The sequence below is a fragment of the Komagataeibacter medellinensis NBRC 3288 genome (assembly GCF_000182745.2).
GTDB lineage: Bacteria > Pseudomonadota > Alphaproteobacteria > Acetobacterales > Acetobacteraceae > Komagataeibacter > Komagataeibacter medellinensis.
This window is the reverse complement of record NC_016027.1, coordinates 2,304,454-2,323,465: the sequence shown is the minus strand read 5'-3', so window position 1 is coordinate 2,323,465 and position 19,012 is coordinate 2,304,454. Positions and strand designations below refer to the sequence as shown.

Sequence of the window (19,012 nt, the reverse complement as noted above, 5' to 3'; positions counted from 1 at the left end):
TTCTGGAGCACTTTACAGCAGGGAATTCGCCTGTGTGATCGAATCCGGCACGAAAAACGGGGCAATAGTATGGAAATCCGCCGCCCGGGGGGAACGCGGGCGCCATGCCAGGCCGATAGTACGCCATGTCTGTGCACCCGTCACGGGCCGGACCGCCAGCTTCTGGCCATCCAGCAGCGGGGAATCGACTGCAAGCTGCGGCAGCAGCGCCAGCCCCATGCCGGCGCCCACCATTTCCACCATGGTGTGCAACGAGGTTACGGCACATTCCGCCCCATCCGCCGGCGGGTTCCAGCCACGCACCTGGTGGCACATGGCCAGCGTCTGGTCACGCAGGCAGTGCCCGTCCTCCAGCAGGATCATGCGCTCGCGCACGATGTCGCGCACCGGTACCACAGGCAGCTGCGCAAGCGGGTGGTCATGCGGCATGACTAGCATGAAGGGATCGCGCCACAGGGGCAGTATCTCGTTATCGGCGCAGTCCCACGGCATGGCCAGCAGCACAAGGTCCAGCCGCCCCATGCCCAGCTTGGCCATGACGTTGTGGGTCACGTCCTCGTTCAGCGAAAGATGCAGTTGCGGATAGGCATGTGGCAGCCTGCGCACCAGCGAGGCCATGACAAACGGCCCGATGGTAGGAATGACACCGATCCGCAGCAATCCGCTCATCGGCTCCCGCGAGGCCACGGCCACGTCCAGCACACCCTGCAGGGCCTCAAGCGCCGTGCGTGCGCGGGCTATCACCTTGTCCCCCACCGGGGTGAACACGACCTTCTTGCCCACATCGCGGTCCAGCAGTCGGACATCCATCTGCCGTTCAAGGGCAAGGATACCGGCGGACAGCGTGGACTGGGTCACCGCACAGGCCCGCGCCGCACGCCCGAAATGGCGCAGTTCGGCAAGGGTTACAAGGTAGCGCAACTGCTGGGCAGAGGGCATCGGAAGCATCGATAATTCCGATCATGCATATATAAATAATTCACTGGTATGATAGCATCATGACCGGCATAGATACAGGCTCCGGGCTGCGCCATCCGTCGCACCCAACATCATGATCCCTAACAGGAGCCTGCCCAATATGCTGACAATCGGTGACAAGTTTCCCGCCTTCAACCTGAGCGCCGTACCCGGCGGCCCCGAAGGGCTGAAAGGCGAGTTCGTGCAGATCACGGACGAATCGAACGAAGGCAAGTGGAAGGTCGTTTTCTTCTGGCCGCTGGACTTCACCTTCGTCTGCCCGACCGAGATCGTGGCATTCGGCAAGCTGGCCGGTGAGTTCAGCGACCGTGACACCGTGGTGTACGGCGTATCGATCGACAGCGCCTTCGTGCACCTGAACTGGCGCCTGCACCATGACGAACTGAAGAACCTCGAAATCCCGATGCTGTCCGACATCAAGCGCGAGCTGATCGAAAGCTGTGGCGTCATGTCGCAGCAGGCCGGTGCGGCTTACCGCGCGACCTTTGTTGTCGACCCGCAGGGCATCATCCGCCATGTCAGTGTCAATGACCTGTCGGTTGGCCGTAACCCGCAGGAAATCCTGCGTATCCTTGACGGCCTGCAGAGCGACGAGCTGTGCCCGTGCAACTGGAACAAGGGCGACGCTTTCATCAAGGCATGATGGCCCGGTGCGTGTGCGCCTGCGCGGGGTTCATTCCCGTGCAGGGCACATACGCCCCACATCACCCTGCCCCCCCGCACACCGCCCTTTCCTGCCCGCACGGCCACGTAATGGGGCAGGCACAGGCCCCAGCCTACGGACACATGCCATGTCGATCGATTCCATCAAGGCCGCACTGCCGGACTACGCCAAGGATCTGAAGCTCAACCTCGGCTCGCTCGCCAACGATATCGTGCTGACGCCGCAGCAGCTTGGCGGCACGTTCATCGCCAGCGCCATTGCAGCACGCAACCCGGCCGTGACCCACGCCCTGACCGCCGAATACGGCCCCCGCCTCGCGCCCGAGGCGCTGGAAGCGGCACGAGCAGCGGCGGCCATCATGGGCATGAACAATGTCTATTACCGTTTCGTGCACCTTGTGGGCGGTGATTATGCAAAACTGCCCGCGCGCCTGCGGATGAACATCATCAACAACCCCGGCGTGGATAAGGTGGATTTCGAGCTGTGGGCCATGGCCGTCTCCGCCATCAATGGCTGCGGGCTATGCATGGAAAGCCACGAGCGCCAGCTGCGCGCAGCGGGCCTGACTACCGAACATATTCAGACGGCAGTGCGCATTGCCGCGACCGTCAGCGCCATTGCCGTAACGCTGGATGGCGTGGAACTTCCTGCCTGATCCCATCCCGCTGCCCAAAAAACGCCATGAAAGACCCTGTCATGGCGTTTTTTTTTGCCTGCCCTGTTGCCATGTCGGGGGCAGCCTGTTATTTGCCCTTTCACCGAACGGTTGCAGCCCACAGGGCGGCAGCGGATGCGGGTGTAGCTCAGTTGGTTAGAGCGCCGGCCTGTCACGCCGGAGGTCGCGGGTTCGAGCCCCGTCACTCGCGCCATTTTATGGTGCGGCTTTCATAAAGCCTCTCTCCACAGAAATCCCTTTAAATCAAAGAAAAGTTTTTGATGAAGCTTTTTCTAAAAAGCTTCAGGGAACGCTGCTTTTCTGAAAAAAGCCGGCACCCAGAAACTTTTATCACTTCAGTCCTGCCATACAGTCGCGCGATACCTTACCCCACACCCGCCCCATCAAGGTAATGGGCCACAAGGGGCCGGTAGGTCGCGCCAAACAGCCGCAGATGCACCAGCGCAATCCAGAGTCGATAGATGGCAAAACGCGCTTCATATCCCGCCTCAAGCGACTCATGAGCCATGAAGAAAGCAGCAGCGGGCCGGTCAAACACCCCGGCAGTGGCAAGATCCACCTCCGCATGGCCATAACAGCAGCATGGGTCGATCAGCCCCGTCACCCGCCGGGCCGAGACCAGCACGTTCCCACCCCACAGATCCCCATGCAGCAGGCTGGGTGCAGGTCTGGCGGGCAGCAGGTCTGGCAGGCGGTACATCAGGCGCTCAAGCTGATGAGCAAGGTCAATCCCCACATGGTCCAGATGGATGCCAATGCGGCGCTCGGCCCAGAAGCCAGGCCACGTATCCATCCATGTGTTGGGCACCGCTACCGTGCCCAGTGCATAATCGGTGCGCCAGCCGTAACGAACTGCCCCTTCCGGCGGCCTGCCAGTATGCGCCTGCGCCAGTACGCGCCCCAGATCGCCCCAGCAGGTGGCAAGCGGGCCATCGGCGGGCAGGTACTGCAGCACTAGCGCATCCTCATCCACCGCCAGTACATCGGGCACCGGCGCGCCGGTCTCGCCCAACGTGCGCAGCATGGCGGCCTCCGCCAGTGGATCGGGGCCATTCTTGACCACCACCCTGCGCCCGTCATTGAGATAGACCAGCAATGTCTGCGCCAAGTCACCGCCCTGCAGCGGGTGCCAGTTCCACAACTGTCCTCCCAGCAGGGCAGCACCGTGCCGGGCCAGGCGGGTCATGCGCTGTCCTTTTGCAGTTTACCCACCAGTGCCTGCGCCCCGGCGGTCACGTCGTGCCATGTGGTCTCGAACCCGCTGGCATCGCCATAATACGGATCGGCCACGGCATGGCCCTGTCTGCCGGGCACATGGTCCAGCAGCAGGGATAGCTGTGCCCGGCTACCTGCGGGCTGCATGGCCTGCAGATGGGCAAGGTTGGCATGGTCCAGCGCAACGATATGGGTAAAGCGCTCGAAATCCGCAGGCCGAACCATGCGCGCGCGGGCGCGGCTGATATCAATGCCATGGCGCAGGGCAGTGGCACAGGCCCGCCGGTCCGGCGCGGAACCGGCATGCCAGTTGCCGGTTCCAGCCGAATCAACCACCACATCCAGCCCCGCCCGCCGGGCCGCGTCACGGAACGCGGCCTCTGCCAGGGGGGAGCGACAGATATTGCCCATACATACAAACAGTACGGAGACGGGAGAGCGGGTCATGAATGCCTTACCCGATCGGTCAGTTTAAAAATAAAATGTAAGGAAGTTTCTGGTGAAGCTCTTTTCAAAAAGCTTCAAAGAACGCCGCCTTTTTAAAAAAGGCGGCACCCAGAAACTTTTATCCTTCTTTGCCAATGAATGACCTTATCCCGTCAGGGTTGGGGAAATTCCTGCTTCAACAACCCGAGTGTTTCGGCAATCAGGTCCGCAGGCGTTGCTTCCAGATGCACCACTACCGGGTGCTCATCCGCCGTCGGCGCCTCAAGTGTTGCAAGCTGGCTGGGCAGCAGACTGGGGGGCATGTAGTGGCCCCGCCTGCGCTTCAACCGGTCAGACAGCACAGCCTCCGGGATTTCCAGATAGACGAACACGATCCCCTCATTACCGTCCGCACGCAACAGATCGCGGTAGGAGCGCTTGAGCGCCGAGCAGGTCAGGATCCCCCCCTGCCCCGACACCACGCGCTCATGCAGCCATGTGCGGCAGGTCTGTAGCCATGGCAGGCGGTCGGCATCGGTCAGGGGAATGCCCGCCGCCATTTTTTCCACATTGGCGCGGGGATGCAGCAGGTCACCTTCCTGATAGGGCCAACCCAACAGATTATGCAGGCCCTCCGCCAGAGTGGTCTTGCCGCAGCCTGACACCCCCATGATGACAAGGACCAACGGCCTGATACCCTGGTCCTGCAATGCCTTGCCGGTCATGCCGCATGCAACCGCTGCAGGCCATCGGCCGTGGCCACGATCACTTCGGACGTCCGGCCAATGAACAATCCCGTCTCGATCACGCCCACCACACGGTCAAGCTGGTTCTGCAGGGTATCTGAATCGGCAATCTCGCCAAAATGACAATCCAGGATCATGTTGCCACCATCAGTCACGAACACGTTGCCGCTGCGGTCCAGCCGCTGGGTTACTTTCGCACCCAGCGCCTCAAGTTGGCGCGCGGTCGAGTTCCAGCCAAAATTGGCGACTTCCACCGGCACTGGCACGGCTACACCCAGCCGATCAACCAGCTTGCTGTCATCCACCACCACCACGAACCTGCGTGAGGCGGCAGCCACGATCTTTTCACGGAACAGCGCGCCCCCCAGCCCCTTGATCAGGTTCAGCGTGCCCCGCTCCACTTCATCTGCGCCATCAATGTCGATGTCGATCTGCGGGTGAGTGGCGAATGTGACCAGCCTGATCCCATGCGAGCGCGCCTGCTCGGCCGAACGCTCGGATGTGGGAATGGCGCAGAACCGTAGCCCTTCTGCCCAGCGACGGCCCAGCTCCTCGATCATGAAGGCGGACGTACTGCCCGAGCCGAGGCCGACCACCATGCCTTCCTTCACCATGTCGGCGGCCTCGATCGCGGCCTTACGCTTCAGTTCTGCCCTGGGGTCCGTAATATGGGTGGACATGCGCTGTTTCCTCTCCTGCGGGGTATCCCTGCCTTGGGTGCCCCGTCATTCTTATTGGCCCTGCTGCATCTGCACGGTCCTTACACATAACGCACTTATTGCCCTGCCGCCGCCTTGTCCATAAGCCAGACGAGTTCACCCTCGGTCGTGATATGGCTGGCAGGTTCGGCCGGGTCACCGGCACGCACTTTTGCAAAGGCTTCGCGCTTGCCCGCGCCTGCCAGCATGAACACCACATGGCGGCTGGAATGGATGGCGGGATAGGTCAGCGTCAGGCGTGTATGTGGCGCGTCATCGGGCACGCAGGTCGAGACCCACAGCTTCTTTTCCCGCAGCACCGGCTGGCGCGGGAAAAGCGAGGCCGTATGCCCGTTATCGCCCAGCCCCAGCATCACCACATCAAACAGCGGGCGGCCGGGTTGCAGTACGTTGCCGCCATACACCTTTTCCAGTTCAGCCTGATAGGTGGCTGCCGCCTGTGTCGGGTCGCCCGATGTGGGCATGGGGTGCACGTTGGCGGGCGGCACCGTTACGTGGGCCAGCATTTCGGTCTCGACCATGTTGTAATTGCTGGCAGCATCCGCCTCGGGCACGAAGCGTTCATCGCCAAAGAAAAACTGTGTGTTCGTCCACGGAAAGCGGTCACGATATTCAGCGGATGCAAGGATTTGATACAGCCGCCTGGGCGTGGACCCGCCCGACAGCGCCAGCACGAACGGGCCGTCTTTCTTGGCCAGCGCCTGCCCGGTCAGCCACTTCGCCATATGCTGGGCAATGGCCTCGGCATCGGGCAGGACCACCATGGTCCCGGTTTTCACGTCGTGTCCTGTGCTCATGTCATGCATCTCCCAGCACGAATTTCTCGATCCCGTTGGCGAACCCTTCCTCCTCGCACGATGTCGAGACATGGGTCGCCTGCTTCTGCACATCCGGGCTGGCCTGCCCCATGGCGATGGACATGCCGCTCTTGCGGAACATCAGCACATCATTGGGCTGGTCGCCCAGTGTCACCATCTGGCTGGCGGGAATGCCCAGCAGGCGTTCAAGCGCCATGACCACGCCGCCCTTGTTGGCGTCTTTATTGGTCACATCCACGTAGTATGGCTGCGACAGCGCGGCCGATGCCGTATCGCCCAGCGTCTGTTGCAGGTCATGTTCCAGCCGCTTCATCAGGTCGAGGTCATCACTGACCCCGGTGATCTTGACCACCTGATCCAGCTTCGCTTCCACATCGCCGACCACCGGCGGAAACTTGACCGTCCACTGTTCGCGCGCGACATGCGGCGCATCGAGTTTCGAGACGATCCAGTCATTGCCGTTATAGACCCACGGGTCGGCCTTGTGGTCACGGATGATGCCGATCACCTTGCGCGCGGTATCGGCCGGAAGCGTGCGGGCCTCGATCACGCTGAAATCGGGGCGGACCATCATCCCGCCATTGAAGCCCGCGATCGGCTCGGAAATCTTGAGCGGGTCGATCACCATCTTCATGCCCTTGGGCGGGCGGCCGCTGGTAATGGTGAACAGGATACCGCGTTCACGCAGGCGTTCGACAGCCCGGATGGCGCGTGGTGTCAGGATCTTGTCCTTCGTGACCAGTGTGCCGTCCACGTCGGCCAGTACCAGTCTGATCTGGCTGGCCGGGGTTCCGGCTGCGTCCTGGGGCATGTTCACTCTCCCTTATGTGCCGCACCATCAGGTGCGGGGCAGTACAAAACTTTCCATGGCGAAGGCCCACCCATCCTCCGTGTTGGGCTTTGTCACGAAACGGGCATGGGCTTTCACGTTATCCGGGGCATTGCCCATGGCAATGCTGACCCCGGCCTCGCGCAGCATGGGAATATCGTTGTTCATATCCCCGATGCAGGCAGTATCCCGGATATCAGTATCAAGCAGATGCGCCAGTTCTTTTGCCGCATAGCCCTTGTTCGCCTGGGGGTGCGTGATATCAAGGTAAATGGCTGCGGAACGGTGTACGCTTGCCTGCCCCCCCAGCAGGTTTGCAAGGTCATGTTCCACGCCCGGCAGGCTGGCGGGGTCGGATGTGACCCCCATGATCTTGCCCACATCCGTGTAATGTCCGGCAAAGTCATCCACCTGCACGGGCGTGGTCTGCACCACTTCGCGCTCATGGATGACCTGCGGCGTATCCGTCCTGCGCACCAGCCAGTCATGGCCGATGAATAGCCACGGCTCCACATGGCGGGCGAGCAGAAACTCCACCGCCGTACGTGCCGCCTGCGGGTCAAGCGACAGCCGCTCGCGGATCGTGCCATCGGGGTCACAGATCAGGCCGCCATTCAGCCCGGCTATGGGTGTATCGACCCGCAGGGCCTTGACGAACTGCATCATCCCGCGCGGGGCGCGGCTGCTGACAAGGCTGAGGCGGATCCCCGCCGCCCGCAGGTCATCAGCCGCCTTATGCGCCGCCGGCGTCACCTCGCGCGCAGGTGTAATCAGGGTACCATCGATATCGGACACGACAAGGCGCACGGAACGGGTGGATGGGGTCATGGGCATCATCCAATTTTAAGCCAGTGGCGGTGATCGCGCGCAAGCAGGGCGTTGGCCGCTTCCGGCCCCTCGCTACCCGCGGCGTAGAAGGCAAGGCTGCGGGCATCCTGCCCCCAGTCCAGAACAGGCTGGACGGCACGCCACCCGGCCTCGATGTTGTCGGCACGCTGGAACAGCGTGGCATCACCGATCATGCAATCATAGATCAGGGTTTCGTAGCCGGTGCTTGGCCCTTCGCTGAACCACTCGGCATAGTCGAACTTCATGCGCACGCCACCAAGCCGGACCGAAGGGCCGGGCACCTTGGCCGAAAACTGCAGGGTCACGCCCTCGGTCGGCTGGATATGGATGACCATGATGTTGGGGGTCAGCCTGTCCACCGGTGTATCGCGGAACAGGGCATAGGGTGCTGATTTGAAGTGGATCGCGATCTCGGTCTTGCGCGCGGCCAGACGCTTGCCGGTGCGCACATAAAACGGCACGCCAGCCCAGCGCCAGTTGTCGATACGGAACTTCATGGCCATGTAGGTTTCGGTCAGGGAATGGGGGTCAACACCCGGTTCCTGCCGGTAGCCCGGCACCTCCTTGCCCCCCACGACGCCCGGCGCATACTGGCCACGCACCACATCGGCCGGTGCAAGGGAATGGATCGCATCCAGCACCTTTGTCTTTTCATTACGCACCGCATCGGCCTCGAACGAGATCGGGGCTTCCATCGCGGTCATGGCCAGCAGCTGCATGACATGATTGGGCACCATGTCACGCAGTGCGCCCGTGCTTTCATAAAAGCGGGCGCGCTGTTCCACGCCCACTGTCTCGGCAGCGGTAATCTGCACGTGGTCGATGTTCTGGCGGTTCCACAGCGGCTCGAAAAACCCGTTGGAGAAACGCAGAGCCATAATGTTCTGGACCGTCTCCTTGCCCAGGTAATGGTCGATCCGGTAGATCTGCTGTTCTTCCAGCGTGTGCAGCAGACGGGTATTGAGCGCGATGGCGGATGCCAGATCGCTGCCAAAAGGCTTTTCCACGATCACGCGGCGGAAGGTATGCCGCCCCTCACGCACCAGCCCCGCCTCCCCCAACCGGTCAACGATGGGGCCGAAGAAGCGGGCGGCCACCGCAAGGTAGAAGATGCAGTTCTGCTCCCCCACTATGGCGGCGACGTCACTGTAGGTCTGCGGGGCTTCAAAATCACCGCGCACGTAGCGGATGCGGGGCTTCATCCATTCCCACACATCCTCACGCACTGGCACGGCATCCGCCCGGCGGCGGGCTGCAAAATCTTCCAGCGCCTCCCGCACATTCTGGCGCAACTGGTCATCGCCCAATTCCGCGCGATCAACCGCCACAATGCCAAACCCGTCATCCAGCAGGCCCGCACAGGCCAGGTTGTAGATGGCGGGCAGCAGCAGGCGACGCGTCAGGTCCCCCCCACCACCAAAGATGACAAACGAACCCGCCGGGCTGCGCCGGGGGCTGTAATCCTGCCCACCTTCGCCAACCTGCGATACCGCCGAGGCAATGATGTTTTCCATAATGCTGCTATTCCTGAACTGTTTCCGCTCGTCTCCCTCCGCCGGCTGTTCCGGTTGCAGTCATTAAGCGCTGTCATTTCATCCAGGAACAGCCAGGGTCCGTATGCGTAGCACCTCGGTGGCCCGGTCGTTACCGACCGGGCAGCAGGTCAGTTATTCGTACCCTCAATGTGACCGCCAAAACCGAACCGCATGGCAGACAGCATCTTCTCGGCAAAGTTATTGCCCGTGCGTGAACGGAAGCGCGTGAACAGCGATGCCGTGATGACAGGCACCGGCACCGATTCCTCGATCGCGGCCTCGATCGTCCAGCGGCCCTCACCCGAATCGGCCACGTCACCTTTGTAGTCCGACAGGTCCGGGTTGCCCGCCAGCGCACCGGCTGAAAGGTCCAGCAGCCATGAGGACACGACACTGCCCCGGCGCCAGACTTCGGCAATATCCGCCATGTTCAGATCAAAACGCTGGTTTTCAGGCAATTCGGTAGAGTTCTTGGATTTCATCACATCAAAGCCTTCGGCGAAGGCCTGCATGATGCCGTATTCAATGCCGTTATGAACCATCTTCACAAAATGGCCTGAACCTGCGGGACCACAATGCAGGTAGCCCCGTTCGGCACGCGGGTCGAAACCGGGCTTGTCACGACCGGGCGTGCGCGCAATGTCGCCAAGACCGGGCGCCAGGGCGGAAAGGATGGGGTCGATATGGTCGGTAGCCTCTTTCGTGCCGCCGTACATCATGCAGTAGCCACGCTCCAGACCCCATACGCCACCAGATGTGCCGACATCGACATAATCAATGCCCTTCTTCGCCAGTTCGGTCGCGCGACGGATGTCATCCTTGTAGAAGGAATTGCCACCATCAATGATGATGTCGCCCTTACCCATGAGACCATCGAGTTCCTGTACCGCCTGCTCGGTCACTTCACCTGCGGGCAGCATGAGCCAGATGATCTTGCGGCCCGAGAGCTTGCCAACCATGTCCGCAAGGCCCGTGGCGGGCGTGCAGCGACCGCCTTCCCCCTGCCCGCAGACCTTGGCGGTAACAGCCGGGTCCCGGTCATAGGCCACCACGTCATGACCATGCCGGGTCAGACGGACCGAAATGTTGCCACCCATCTTACCAAGACCAACAATACCGATTTGCATGATTAAACACTCCTAAAGCGAGGATGGAACATATCCCCACCCTCCCCTTTTCCAAATGATCACAATCAAGAAACCCGCCCCCCTGGCAGGGAGGCGGGTCCCGGTAGTCGCGGGTCAGACCGCCTGGGCTATATCCTGCCCCAGTTTTTCAAGACCTGCCTTCAGGTCACCATGAATATGCACCCGCAGCACACGGCGGCCCCGTTCGGCCAGTACCTCCATATCACCGCGCGCCTGGGCTTCCTTCACGACGGTGAAGGTATATTTCTCACCCGGCACCGGCAGGTTCACCCCGTCATCACAGGTGATCTGCACGAATACGCCCGTGTCCGGCCCACCTTTGTAAGCCTGGCCGGTGGAATGCTGGAAGCGTGGGCCGAATTCAGCCGCCGTGGCCAGCTTCAGGCCATCACGTACCGCAAGCCGTACTTTCTGTATCCATTCGCGCGTCCAGGTATCACGGTCGATATAGGCCAGAAGGGCCACATAATCGCCCGCCTTGCCTCGGGCAAAATGCGCCTTGAGGATCGCTTCCGCCGTGGTGGCCCCACCCAGCGCCTGCGCGTTTTTCGGGTCGGCATAGAAGGCGAACGGGCCATCCTTGGCAAATGGCTCATACGGCGGCAGCTTGCCGGTCTCGTTATAGGCGGTGGTGATCTTCTTGGTCTCGATCTTCGATTCCTCGACATCGGGCTGATCAAACGGGTTGATCCCGATCACCGCACCCGCGACCGCCGTTGCAAACTCCCAACGGAAGAACTCCTCCAGCACCTGGCGGCGCTCATGCAGTTCGATCGTCACCACCGGCTCACCCGCCTTGACCAGCGCCGCAAACGCCGCGTCCTGCTTCGGACAGGGATCTTCGGCCAGACGCAGGTAGGTGAAGACCCGGTCCTTGCCATACACGCCCGGCTTGCCGATGGTCTCATCATCAATGGGAATGAGGCCCTTGCCTTCCTTACCGGTCGATTCCGCAATCAGCTGCTCAAGCCACGCACCCATGTCGTAAATGCCGGGCGATGCGATGATAGTCACCTTGTCGCGCCCGAAATCGCGCGCGGCCACACCCAGCACCGCACCCAGCACGGCGCCGGGGTTCTGCGCGGGCGGTACGGAAGCGGCACAGGACTTCTCGCCACGCTGGGCGGATTCCAGCAGCAGCCTGAGCGGCAGGCCAGCCACGGCGGCCGGGATCATCCCGAAATCGGACAGCACGGAATAGCGGCCGCCGATCTGCTTCTCGCCGTAGAAGGTCTTCCAGAAACCGTCCTTCTTCGCCACGTCTTCCATGTGTGAACCCGGATCGGTCACGGTGATGAAGTGCGAACCCGCCTTGTTACCCAGCACCTTTTTGGCCTGATCGAAGAAATAGGCCTTGAGGATGTTCGGCTCCAGCGTGCCGCCCGACTTGGACGAGACGATGAACAGCGTTTTGCTGATATCGATCTTCTTCTCGAAATCGCGCACCTGCTGCGGGTCCGTGCTGTCGAGCACATACAGGTGCGGAAAGCCCTCATGCTTGCCAAATGTCTGGGCCAGCACTTCGGGGCCAAGACTGGAACCACCCATTCCCAGCAGCAGCGCGTCCTTGAAGCCGCGCGCCTTCACTTCCGCCTGGAAATCCTCGAACTTGGACAGGGCAGCAACCTGATCATCGGTAATGTCCAGCCATTTCAGCCAGCTTGCCTCGTCCTTACCAGTCCACAGCGTGGCATCCTTGCGCCACAGGCGGCGGATGTTGCCCTTCCTGCGCCATTCTTCCAGTTCGGCATCGACCGCCTTGTGCAGGTCGGCGGGCAGTTTGAGCGCGGTAGAGGTCACCTTCTTGCCAAGGAACGCCGCCTGCTTGGCTGCGACCGAACCCAGTAGGTCATCAAACGCATCGGCAAAGGAGGCAACGCCTTCATCAACCAGCACCTTCGTCACGCCATCAAGGTCCAGGCCGAGAGTCTTTGCCTCTTCCAGCACCTTTTTCGCCCCTGCCACGTCCTGGGTCAGGGTCTCGGCTACCGTGCCGTGGTCACGAAAGGCATCGAAAGTTGCGGGCGGGATGGTGTTGACCGTCTCGGGACCGATCAGCCCGTCCACGTACACCACATCACTGAAGGTCTTGTCCTTTGTGCCGGTGCTGGCCCACAGCAGGCGCTGGGGGCTGGCGCCCGCATCGGCCAGCTTCTTCCAGCGCGCAGAGGCGGTGATCTCTTTCCAGTATTCATAGGCCATCTTGGCATTGGCGATCGCGACCTTGCCGCGCAGCGCCTTCAGGCGATCGGCATCCTTGTCGCCCGCCGCAACACGGCGGTCGATTTCCCTGTCGATCTTCACATCGATGCGACTGACGAAGAAGGAGGCGACAGAGGCGATTTCCTTAACGCTCTCACCACGAGCCAGACGGTCTTCCAGCCCGGTTATGTAGGCTTCGAGCACCTTCTTGTAGGCCTCGTTCGAGAACAGCAGCGTCACATTGACGCTCAACCCGGCCGCAATGGCGGCGCGCACGGCGGGTACGCCCTCTTCCGTGCCGGGAATCTTGATCATGAGGTTACGGGCATCGACCGCCTTCCACAGGCGCAGCGCCTCATGCAGGGTGCCCTCGGTATCACGCGCAAGGTAAGGGGAGACTTCCAGGCTGACATAGCCGTCCACGCCTTTCGTCTGCTCATAGACGGGGTAGAGCACCTTTGCCGCGGCACGGATGTCGTCAATGGCCAGCAGTTCATACAGCGCGCCAGCATCCACCACCTTGTGCTCCAGCACCGAGCGGATCTGGGCGTCGTAATCCGTGCCCTGTCCCATAGCCTTCTGGAAAATGGCGGGATTGGAGGTGACACCCTTCAGGCCGTCTTCCTCCACCAGCTTCTTCAGGCTTCCGTTTTCGGTATAGGAACGCTGGATGAAGTCCAGCCACGGGGACTGACCATAACGGGCCAGTTCCTTTAACGGATTTTCTCCACCTGTTTCTCGCACGCTCATTCCTGTACTTCCTTTGCTTGCCAGCAGGCGCGATATCCCTGCACCGCCAGCGCTTTCTTTGCCTCAAAACAAGGCAGGCAGGGAATGATCCCTGCCTGCCTGTATCCTTATTTTCCTGCCTGCCTGCGGGCTGCGGCTACCACGGCCTCAACGGTAAAGCCGAACTTGACTTCCAGTTGCCCCGCCGGGGCAGAGGCACCAAAGCCGTGCATCACGATCGTCTCGCCCGCAAGGCCGGTATAACGGTCCCAGCCAAGCTGTGCGGCCTGCTCCACCGCCACGCGCGCGGTGATATCGGGCGGGAGCACGCTGTCGCGGTAGGATTTGGGCTGCGCCTCGAACAGATCCCATGAGGGCATGGAGACAAGGCGCACCTTGATCCCGTCCGCCTTCAGCTTCTCAGCCGCCTTGATGATCAGTCCCACTTCGCTACCTGTCGCCATAAGGATGACATCGGGACGCCCCGCGCTATCCGCAAGGACATAGGCCCCTTTTGCCAGACCTGTCGCAGGCGCATAGGTCTTGCGGCAAATGGTAGGCAGGTTCTGGCGGCTCAGCGCCAGCACGCTGGGGCGGTCGGTCAGCTGGACAAGGGTGCGCCAGGCTTCCGATACTTCATTGGCATCGGCCGGGCGGATGAGTGTAACCCCCGGTGTCGCGCGCAGCTGAGCCAGCTGCTCGATGGGCTGGTGGGTCGGACCATCTTCACCCACACCGATCGAATCATGGGTAAAGATATAAGTCACCGGCAGCTTCATCAGCGCGGACAGGCGGATGGGCGGCTTCATGTAATCGGAGAAGATCAGGAAGCCCGAGCAGTAGGCCCGCAGGCCATACAGCGCCATGCCGTTGCTGATCGAACCCATGGCGTGTTCACGCACGCCAAAATGCAGGTTGCGCCCGCCATAGGTGCCATTCCACTGCGGGGGCTGGAAGTCACCCGCGCCATCGAATGTCAGGTGCGTCTTGGTGGAAGGCGACAGGTCGGCCGAACCACCGAGCATCCATGGGTAATTCTTCGCGATCTCATTGAGCACCTTGCCCGAGCTTGCGCGTGAGGCAATGCCCTTCGCATCCGCGTCGAAAACCGGGATGTCGGCATCCCAGCCCTCGGGCAGCGTGCCGGCGAAGATGTGGTCAAGCTGTGTGGCCTCGGCCGGGTATTTGGCGCGGTAGGCGGCGAACAGTTCATTCCATGCCTTGCTGGCTGCCGCCCCACGGGTGGCGATGCCCGCCTGGAAATGCTCCGGCACGCCTTCGGGCACATAGAAGCTCCTGTCCTCCGGCCAGCCATAGAATTTCTTGGTCTCGCGAATTTCCTCCACACCAAGCGGGGCGCCATGGGCTTCCGCCGTGCCTGCCAGGTGCGGCGCGCCCCAGCCGATGATGGAATGCACGATGATCAGCGTGGGCCGCGAGGTCTCTGCCTTCGCCTCCTCCAGCAGGCGGCGCATGTCACCCGTATCGTTGGCGTCCCTGAGTTCGAGCACATGCCAGCCATAAGCCTCGAAGCGCTTGTGCACGCTTTCGGTAAAGGCGATGTGAGTCGAGCCCTCGATGGAGATCTGGTTGCTGTCGTAGATCCACGTCAGGTTGCCCAGCTTCAGGTGGCCCGCGATGGACGCGGCCTCGCTGGAGACGCCTTCCATGTTGTCGCCATCGCCGCACAGGGCATAGACATGGTGGTCAAACAGTTTGAAACCATCACGATTGTAGTGCTCGGCCAGCCATTTCTCGGCAATGGCCATGCCAACCGAGTTGCCACAGCCCTGACCCAGCGGGCCGGTCGTGGTTTCGACGCCTGCCGTATGGTGGTATTCCGGGTGGCCGGGGGTGAGTGAGTCCAGTTGGCGGAACTGCTCAAGGTCTTCCAGCGTCAGGGCCGGGCGGTCATGGGTGATGCCACCGGGGCGCACGTCACGGATTCCGGCAAGGTGGATCAGCGAATACAGCAGCATGGAGGCGTGCCCGATCGAGAGCACGAAGCGATCCCGGTTGGGCCAGAGCGGATTGGCGGGATCATAATCCAGCACGTCGCGCCACAGCGTGTAGGCAACGGGTGCAAGTGCCATGGCGGTGCCGGGATGGCCGGAATTCGCTTTCTGCACAGCATCCATGGACAGCGTGCGGATCGTGTTGATGCACAGCGTATCGATATTGGTGGGCATGCTGCCACCTCCTTCAGGGGCCATGAGTAAAGATCTGGATAGGGAACGCATGGGACCGGCCTCCTTACAGCCATGGTTGTACTCCGGTCAGGCCGTACCTGCGGGCCGGAGCGGGCAACCTTGTCGTGTTCTTTTTTCATGCACCTGCCTACTGGCACGGAGCGCAAGGCAAAGGCTTTTTACGACACGCACCTTCTCACGACCTTCGGGACGGAACAAGCCACCTCGTCAGGCTGTTACCTGCGCCACGCCACCATGGCGCTCATTGCCCTTATTCAGCGCGTGGTTGCAGCCACGGTTGCATGCGTCTCGGACCATGGCGGAATATTGACATACCCTGTCCTGTCCCTCACCTGTCACGCAGCCACATGTCGGCAGACGGAGACCATGCATGCCCCCGCTACCCGCCAGCGACCACACCGATGGCACGCGTTTCTTCAATCCGACCACCATCTGCCCCGAAGGTACGCAGCCTGCGCGCATGCGGCGTCTGGCCATCCTGAAATGGCAGTGGAACCGCCCCCGCTCCGACTGGCCACGATGGATCGAGAACCCAACCCCCATCGGTGACCCGCACGCACGCCCCATGCCGGGCACGGTGGCGGTAACATTCATCGGGCACAGCACATTCCTGATCCGCGTGCCGCACGCCGATGGCACGACCGTGACGATCCTGACCGACCCAATCTTTTCAAAGCGCTGCTCGCCCTTCTCCTTTATCGGACCAAAACGCGTACGCGCCCCCGGGCGCAGTCTGGCCACGTTGCCGCGGGTGGATATCGTGCTGGTGTCGCATGCACATTATGACCACATGGACCTGCCATCCCTGCGCGCGCTGGCACGGCGCGGCGACGACCCGCTGGTGGTCACACCGCTGGAAAATGCCCGCTTCATGCGCGCAACCGGGCTGAAGCGCATCATGGAACTGGACTGGTGGCAGGATGTGGAGGCGCTGGGCACGCGGATCACCTGCACCCCTGCCCGCCATGGCGCCGCCCGCACGCCCTTTGACCGGAACACAAGCCTGTGGGGCGGCTTCATGCTGCGCGATACGACCGGGCGCCAGCTTTTCTTTGCGGGCGATACCGCCGATGGTCGCCACTGGGGCCTGATACGCAACCGCCTGGGCGCGCCCGACCTTGCCTTTTTGCCCATCGGGGCCTACGCGCCGCGCACGCTCATGGAACGCGTGCACACCACGCCGGAGGAAGCGGTAAGCGGCCTGCGCCAACTGGGGGCGAAACAGGGGATCGGCATGCATTTCGGCACCTTCCGCCTGACAGATGAACCCTTTGACGAACCCGTCCGGCGCATGCACGCGGCAGGCCGTGCACAGGGGCTTGCTCCAGGTAGCATGGACGTGCTGCACCATGGCGAATGCCGGGCACTGTTATGGTGAGACCATGACGAAGCCGGATTGCCCGATGTTCTTTTTGGCCAAAGCGTACTATGATCGCGCGCTTCCGACGGGGCCGGCCACCGCCCCCGTTTTCCGCAACCCCACCAGCGAGGCAGGCACATGAGCAAGACAGTCGCCAGCGGCGAACCCGCCGCCGCCGCACCCGAATCCTTCAGCAACGCGGAAATCGAGACCCTGTTCCTATCCGCCGCGCGCGATGGGCAGACAGACCTTGTAAGCGAATTCCTTGCCGCCGGCATCAACCCCGATACCCGCAACGACAAGGGCTACACTGCCCTCATCCTTGCCGCCTATAACGGTCATGCCGAGACCGTGCGCGCCCTGCTGGAAGGCGGCGCAGCACCTGACCTGCAGGATGCCAAGGGGGCCACGGCGCTGGCGGGTGTCGCCTTCAAGGGCGACCTGCCCTGCGCGCGCGTGCTGATGGACCATCAGGCCAGTGTGGACGTGCCCAATTCCGTCGGCCGCACACCGCTGATCTTTGCCGTAATGTTCAACCGTGACCCCATGGTGACCTTCCTGCTCGAACACGGTGCCAACCCCGACCTGCGCGATGGCGAGGGCGTGAGCGCGCGCATCCTGGCAACCCGGCAGGGTAATGACAGCGTGCTGGCCGCCATGCACCGCGTGGACGCCGTACAGAACTGAACCCGACCGCGCGGGCCGCTCCGCTCCCCCCCTGCTTCCCTTTCCTCCCCCGCGCCCCTCTGGCCGCGTGGCCCTGCTGACCCTGATAACGTGGAATTCCGCTTGATGAGCCGTTTCTGGAGCCCGATCGTGCACACCCTGACCCCGTACGTGCCGGGAGAGCAGCCTAGGGTAGCCAACCTCATCAAGCTCAATACCAATGAGTGCCCGTACGGCCCCTCGCCCCGCGTGCTGGAAGCCATCCGCACGGTAACGGATGACACGCTGCGCCTCTATCCCGACCCAACGGCCCATGCCCTATGCGCCGCCATCGGCAGGGCCCATGGCGTGCCGGTCGATCATATCTTTGTGGGCAATGGTTCGGACGAGGTACTGGCCCATGCCTTCCAGGGCCTGCTCAACCATGAGGCACCGCTGCTGTTCCCCGATATCAGCTACAGCTTCTACCCCGTCTATTGCGGGCTGTATGGCATCCGTCACGAAGTCGTGCCGCTGGATGAGGCCATGCGAATCGATATTACGGATTACCGCAGGCCGTGCGGCGGCATCATCATCCCCAACCCCAATGCGCCCACCGGCATAGCACTGGGGCTGGGTGCCATCCGTACCCTGCTGGACGACCACCCCGATGCCGTGGTGGTCGTGGATGAAGCCTATGTCGATTTTGGCGCGGAAACGGCGATTGCCCTGGTGGCGAACCACCCCAACCTGCTGGTGGTGCGCACCCTGTCCAAATCCAGCGCACTGGCTGGGCTGCGGGTGGGCTACGCCATTGGCCAGCCGGACCTGATCGCGGCCCTGACCCGGGTCAAGGACAGTTTCAATTCCTATCCGCTGGACCGTCTGGCGCAGGCTGGTGCCATTGCCGCCATCGAGGATCGGGAATGGCTTGCCAAAACCCGCGAGAAGATCATAAACTCTCGTAACAGGCTGACCGACAGCCTGGGAAAGATGGGGTTTGAGGTCCTGCCCTCGCGGGCAAATTTCATATTTGTCCGCCACCCGGATCGTGATGCCGCCTATCTCGCCGCCGCCCTGAGGGAACGGGCGATCATCGTGCGTCATTTCCGGGCCCCGCGCATTGCACAGTGGCTTCGTATCACCATTGGCACGGATGCCGAATGTCAGGCCCTTACGGACGGCTTGGCTGACGTGCTTGCGCAGAACGGGGTTTAACACCCCGGTTCATCCCGTACCCGGCCTGCCCGGCCTGCCCTGTGA

Annotated in this window: 17 protein-coding genes and 1 tRNA gene; 6 read left to right on the top strand and 12 right to left on the bottom strand. The window is 62.1% G+C overall.

Going from position 1 to position 19,012, the window contains the following annotated elements; all coding sequences use genetic code 11:
- Nucleotides 1-12: 12 nt before the first annotated feature.
- On the bottom strand, nucleotides 13-948 hold the full coding sequence (locus GLX_RS10840; protein ID WP_014106012.1) for a hydrogen peroxide-inducible genes activator: 936 nt from the start codon (nucleotides 946-948) through the stop codon (nucleotides 13-15).
- 130 nt (nucleotides 949-1,078) lie between these two features.
- Here GLX_RS10840 and GLX_RS10835 point away from each other — a divergent pair, with 130 nt between their 5' ends.
- The 3 genes from GLX_RS10835 to GLX_RS10825 all read left to right on the top strand — a co-directional run bounded on the left by GLX_RS10835 (nucleotide 1,079) and on the right by GLX_RS10825 (nucleotide 2,511).
- On the top strand, nucleotides 1,079-1,621 hold the full coding sequence (locus GLX_RS10835; protein WP_014106011.1) for a peroxiredoxin: 543 nt from the start codon (nucleotides 1,079-1,081) through the stop codon (nucleotides 1,619-1,621).
- Nucleotides 1,622-1,769: 148 nt separating this feature from the next.
- Complete coding sequence (locus tag GLX_RS10830) at nucleotides 1,770-2,297, top strand: carboxymuconolactone decarboxylase family protein (RefSeq protein ID WP_014106010.1); 528 nt, start codon at nucleotides 1,770-1,772, stop codon at nucleotides 2,295-2,297.
- Between the two features lie 137 nt (nucleotides 2,298-2,434).
- Nucleotides 2,435-2,511: transfer RNA gene (locus tag GLX_RS10825), tRNA-Asp, on the top strand.
- A gap of 171 nt (nucleotides 2,512-2,682) precedes the next feature.
- Here the strand turns inward: GLX_RS10825 and GLX_RS10820 are convergent.
- The 11 genes from GLX_RS10820 to tkt all read right to left on the bottom strand — a co-directional run bounded on the left by GLX_RS10820 (nucleotide 2,683) and on the right by tkt (nucleotide 15,774).
- Nucleotides 2,683-3,504: a fructosamine kinase family protein gene (locus GLX_RS10820; protein WP_014106009.1), complete on the bottom strand. Its 822-nt coding sequence runs from the start codon at nucleotides 3,502-3,504 to the stop codon at nucleotides 2,683-2,685.
- A complete protein-coding gene (locus GLX_RS10815) occupies nucleotides 3,501-3,980 on the bottom strand; it encodes a low molecular weight protein-tyrosine-phosphatase (protein ID WP_014106008.1) in 480 nt (159 codons plus the stop codon). The genes GLX_RS10820 and GLX_RS10815 overlap by 4 nt, the downstream gene beginning before the upstream one ends.
- A 152-nt stretch (nucleotides 3,981-4,132) precedes the next feature.
- On the bottom strand, nucleotides 4,133-4,684 hold the full coding sequence (locus GLX_RS10810; protein WP_014106007.1) for a gluconokinase: 552 nt from the start codon (nucleotides 4,682-4,684) through the stop codon (nucleotides 4,133-4,135).
- Entirely contained in the window at nucleotides 4,681-5,385 is a 705-nt protein-coding gene (rpiA, locus tag GLX_RS10805; protein WP_014106006.1) for a ribose-5-phosphate isomerase RpiA, read from the bottom strand. Before rpiA ends, GLX_RS10810 begins: the two co-directional genes overlap by 4 nt.
- Nucleotides 5,386-5,480: 95 nt before the next feature.
- The gene (pgl, locus tag GLX_RS10800) at nucleotides 5,481-6,230 is read right to left on the bottom strand and encodes a 6-phosphogluconolactonase (RefSeq protein ID WP_041247367.1); all 750 of its coding nucleotides are present in this window, start codon (nucleotides 6,228-6,230) and stop codon (nucleotides 5,481-5,483) included.
- On the bottom strand, nucleotides 6,223-7,053 hold the full coding sequence (locus tag GLX_RS10795; RefSeq protein ID WP_014106004.1) for a Cof-type HAD-IIB family hydrolase: 831 nt from the start codon (nucleotides 7,051-7,053) through the stop codon (nucleotides 6,223-6,225). The genes pgl and GLX_RS10795 overlap by 8 nt, the downstream gene beginning before the upstream one ends.
- A 27-nt stretch (nucleotides 7,054-7,080) precedes the next feature.
- Entirely contained in the window at nucleotides 7,081-7,908 is an 828-nt protein-coding gene (locus GLX_RS10790) for a Cof-type HAD-IIB family hydrolase (RefSeq protein ID WP_014106003.1), read from the bottom strand.
- A complete protein-coding gene (gene zwf, locus GLX_RS10785; RefSeq protein WP_014106002.1) occupies nucleotides 7,905-9,434 on the bottom strand; it encodes a glucose-6-phosphate dehydrogenase in 1,530 nt (509 codons plus the stop codon). Before zwf ends, GLX_RS10790 begins: the two co-directional genes overlap by 4 nt.
- 149 nt (nucleotides 9,435-9,583) lie before the next feature.
- Nucleotides 9,584-10,582 (bottom strand): phosphogluconate dehydrogenase (NAD(+)-dependent, decarboxylating), encoded by a 999-nt coding sequence (gene gnd / locus GLX_RS10780; RefSeq protein WP_014106001.1) that lies wholly within the window; start codon nucleotides 10,580-10,582, stop codon nucleotides 9,584-9,586.
- 114 nt (nucleotides 10,583-10,696) lie between these two features.
- Nucleotides 10,697-13,555 carry a bifunctional transaldolase/phosoglucose isomerase gene (locus GLX_RS10775; protein ID WP_014106000.1) on the bottom strand — a complete coding sequence of 953 codons (2,859 nt, stop codon included), beginning with the start codon at nucleotides 13,553-13,555 and terminating at the stop codon, nucleotides 10,697-10,699.
- A 107-nt stretch (nucleotides 13,556-13,662) separates the two neighbouring features.
- Nucleotides 13,663-15,774: a transketolase gene (tkt, locus tag GLX_RS10770; protein WP_014105999.1), complete on the bottom strand. Its 2,112-nt coding sequence runs from the start codon at nucleotides 15,772-15,774 to the stop codon at nucleotides 13,663-13,665.
- A gap of 340 nt (nucleotides 15,775-16,114) precedes the next feature.
- On the opposite strand from tkt, the gene GLX_RS10765 reads away from it, so the two are divergent.
- From GLX_RS10765 to hisC, 3 genes are all read left to right on the top strand, one after another.
- On the top strand, nucleotides 16,115-17,122 hold the full coding sequence (locus GLX_RS10765) for an MBL fold metallo-hydrolase (RefSeq protein ID WP_014105998.1): 1,008 nt from the start codon (nucleotides 16,115-16,117) through the stop codon (nucleotides 17,120-17,122).
- 120 nt (nucleotides 17,123-17,242) lie between these two features.
- Nucleotides 17,243-17,791 (top strand): ankyrin repeat domain-containing protein, encoded by a 549-nt coding sequence (locus GLX_RS10760; RefSeq protein WP_014105997.1) that lies wholly within the window; start codon nucleotides 17,243-17,245, stop codon nucleotides 17,789-17,791.
- A 105-nt stretch (nucleotides 17,792-17,896) separates the two neighbouring features.
- Nucleotides 17,897-18,967 carry a histidinol-phosphate transaminase gene (gene hisC, locus GLX_RS10755; RefSeq protein WP_014105996.1) on the top strand — a complete coding sequence of 357 codons (1,071 nt, stop codon included), beginning with the start codon at nucleotides 17,897-17,899 and terminating at the stop codon, nucleotides 18,965-18,967.
- The last annotated feature ends 45 nt before the right edge of the window (nucleotides 18,968-19,012 follow it).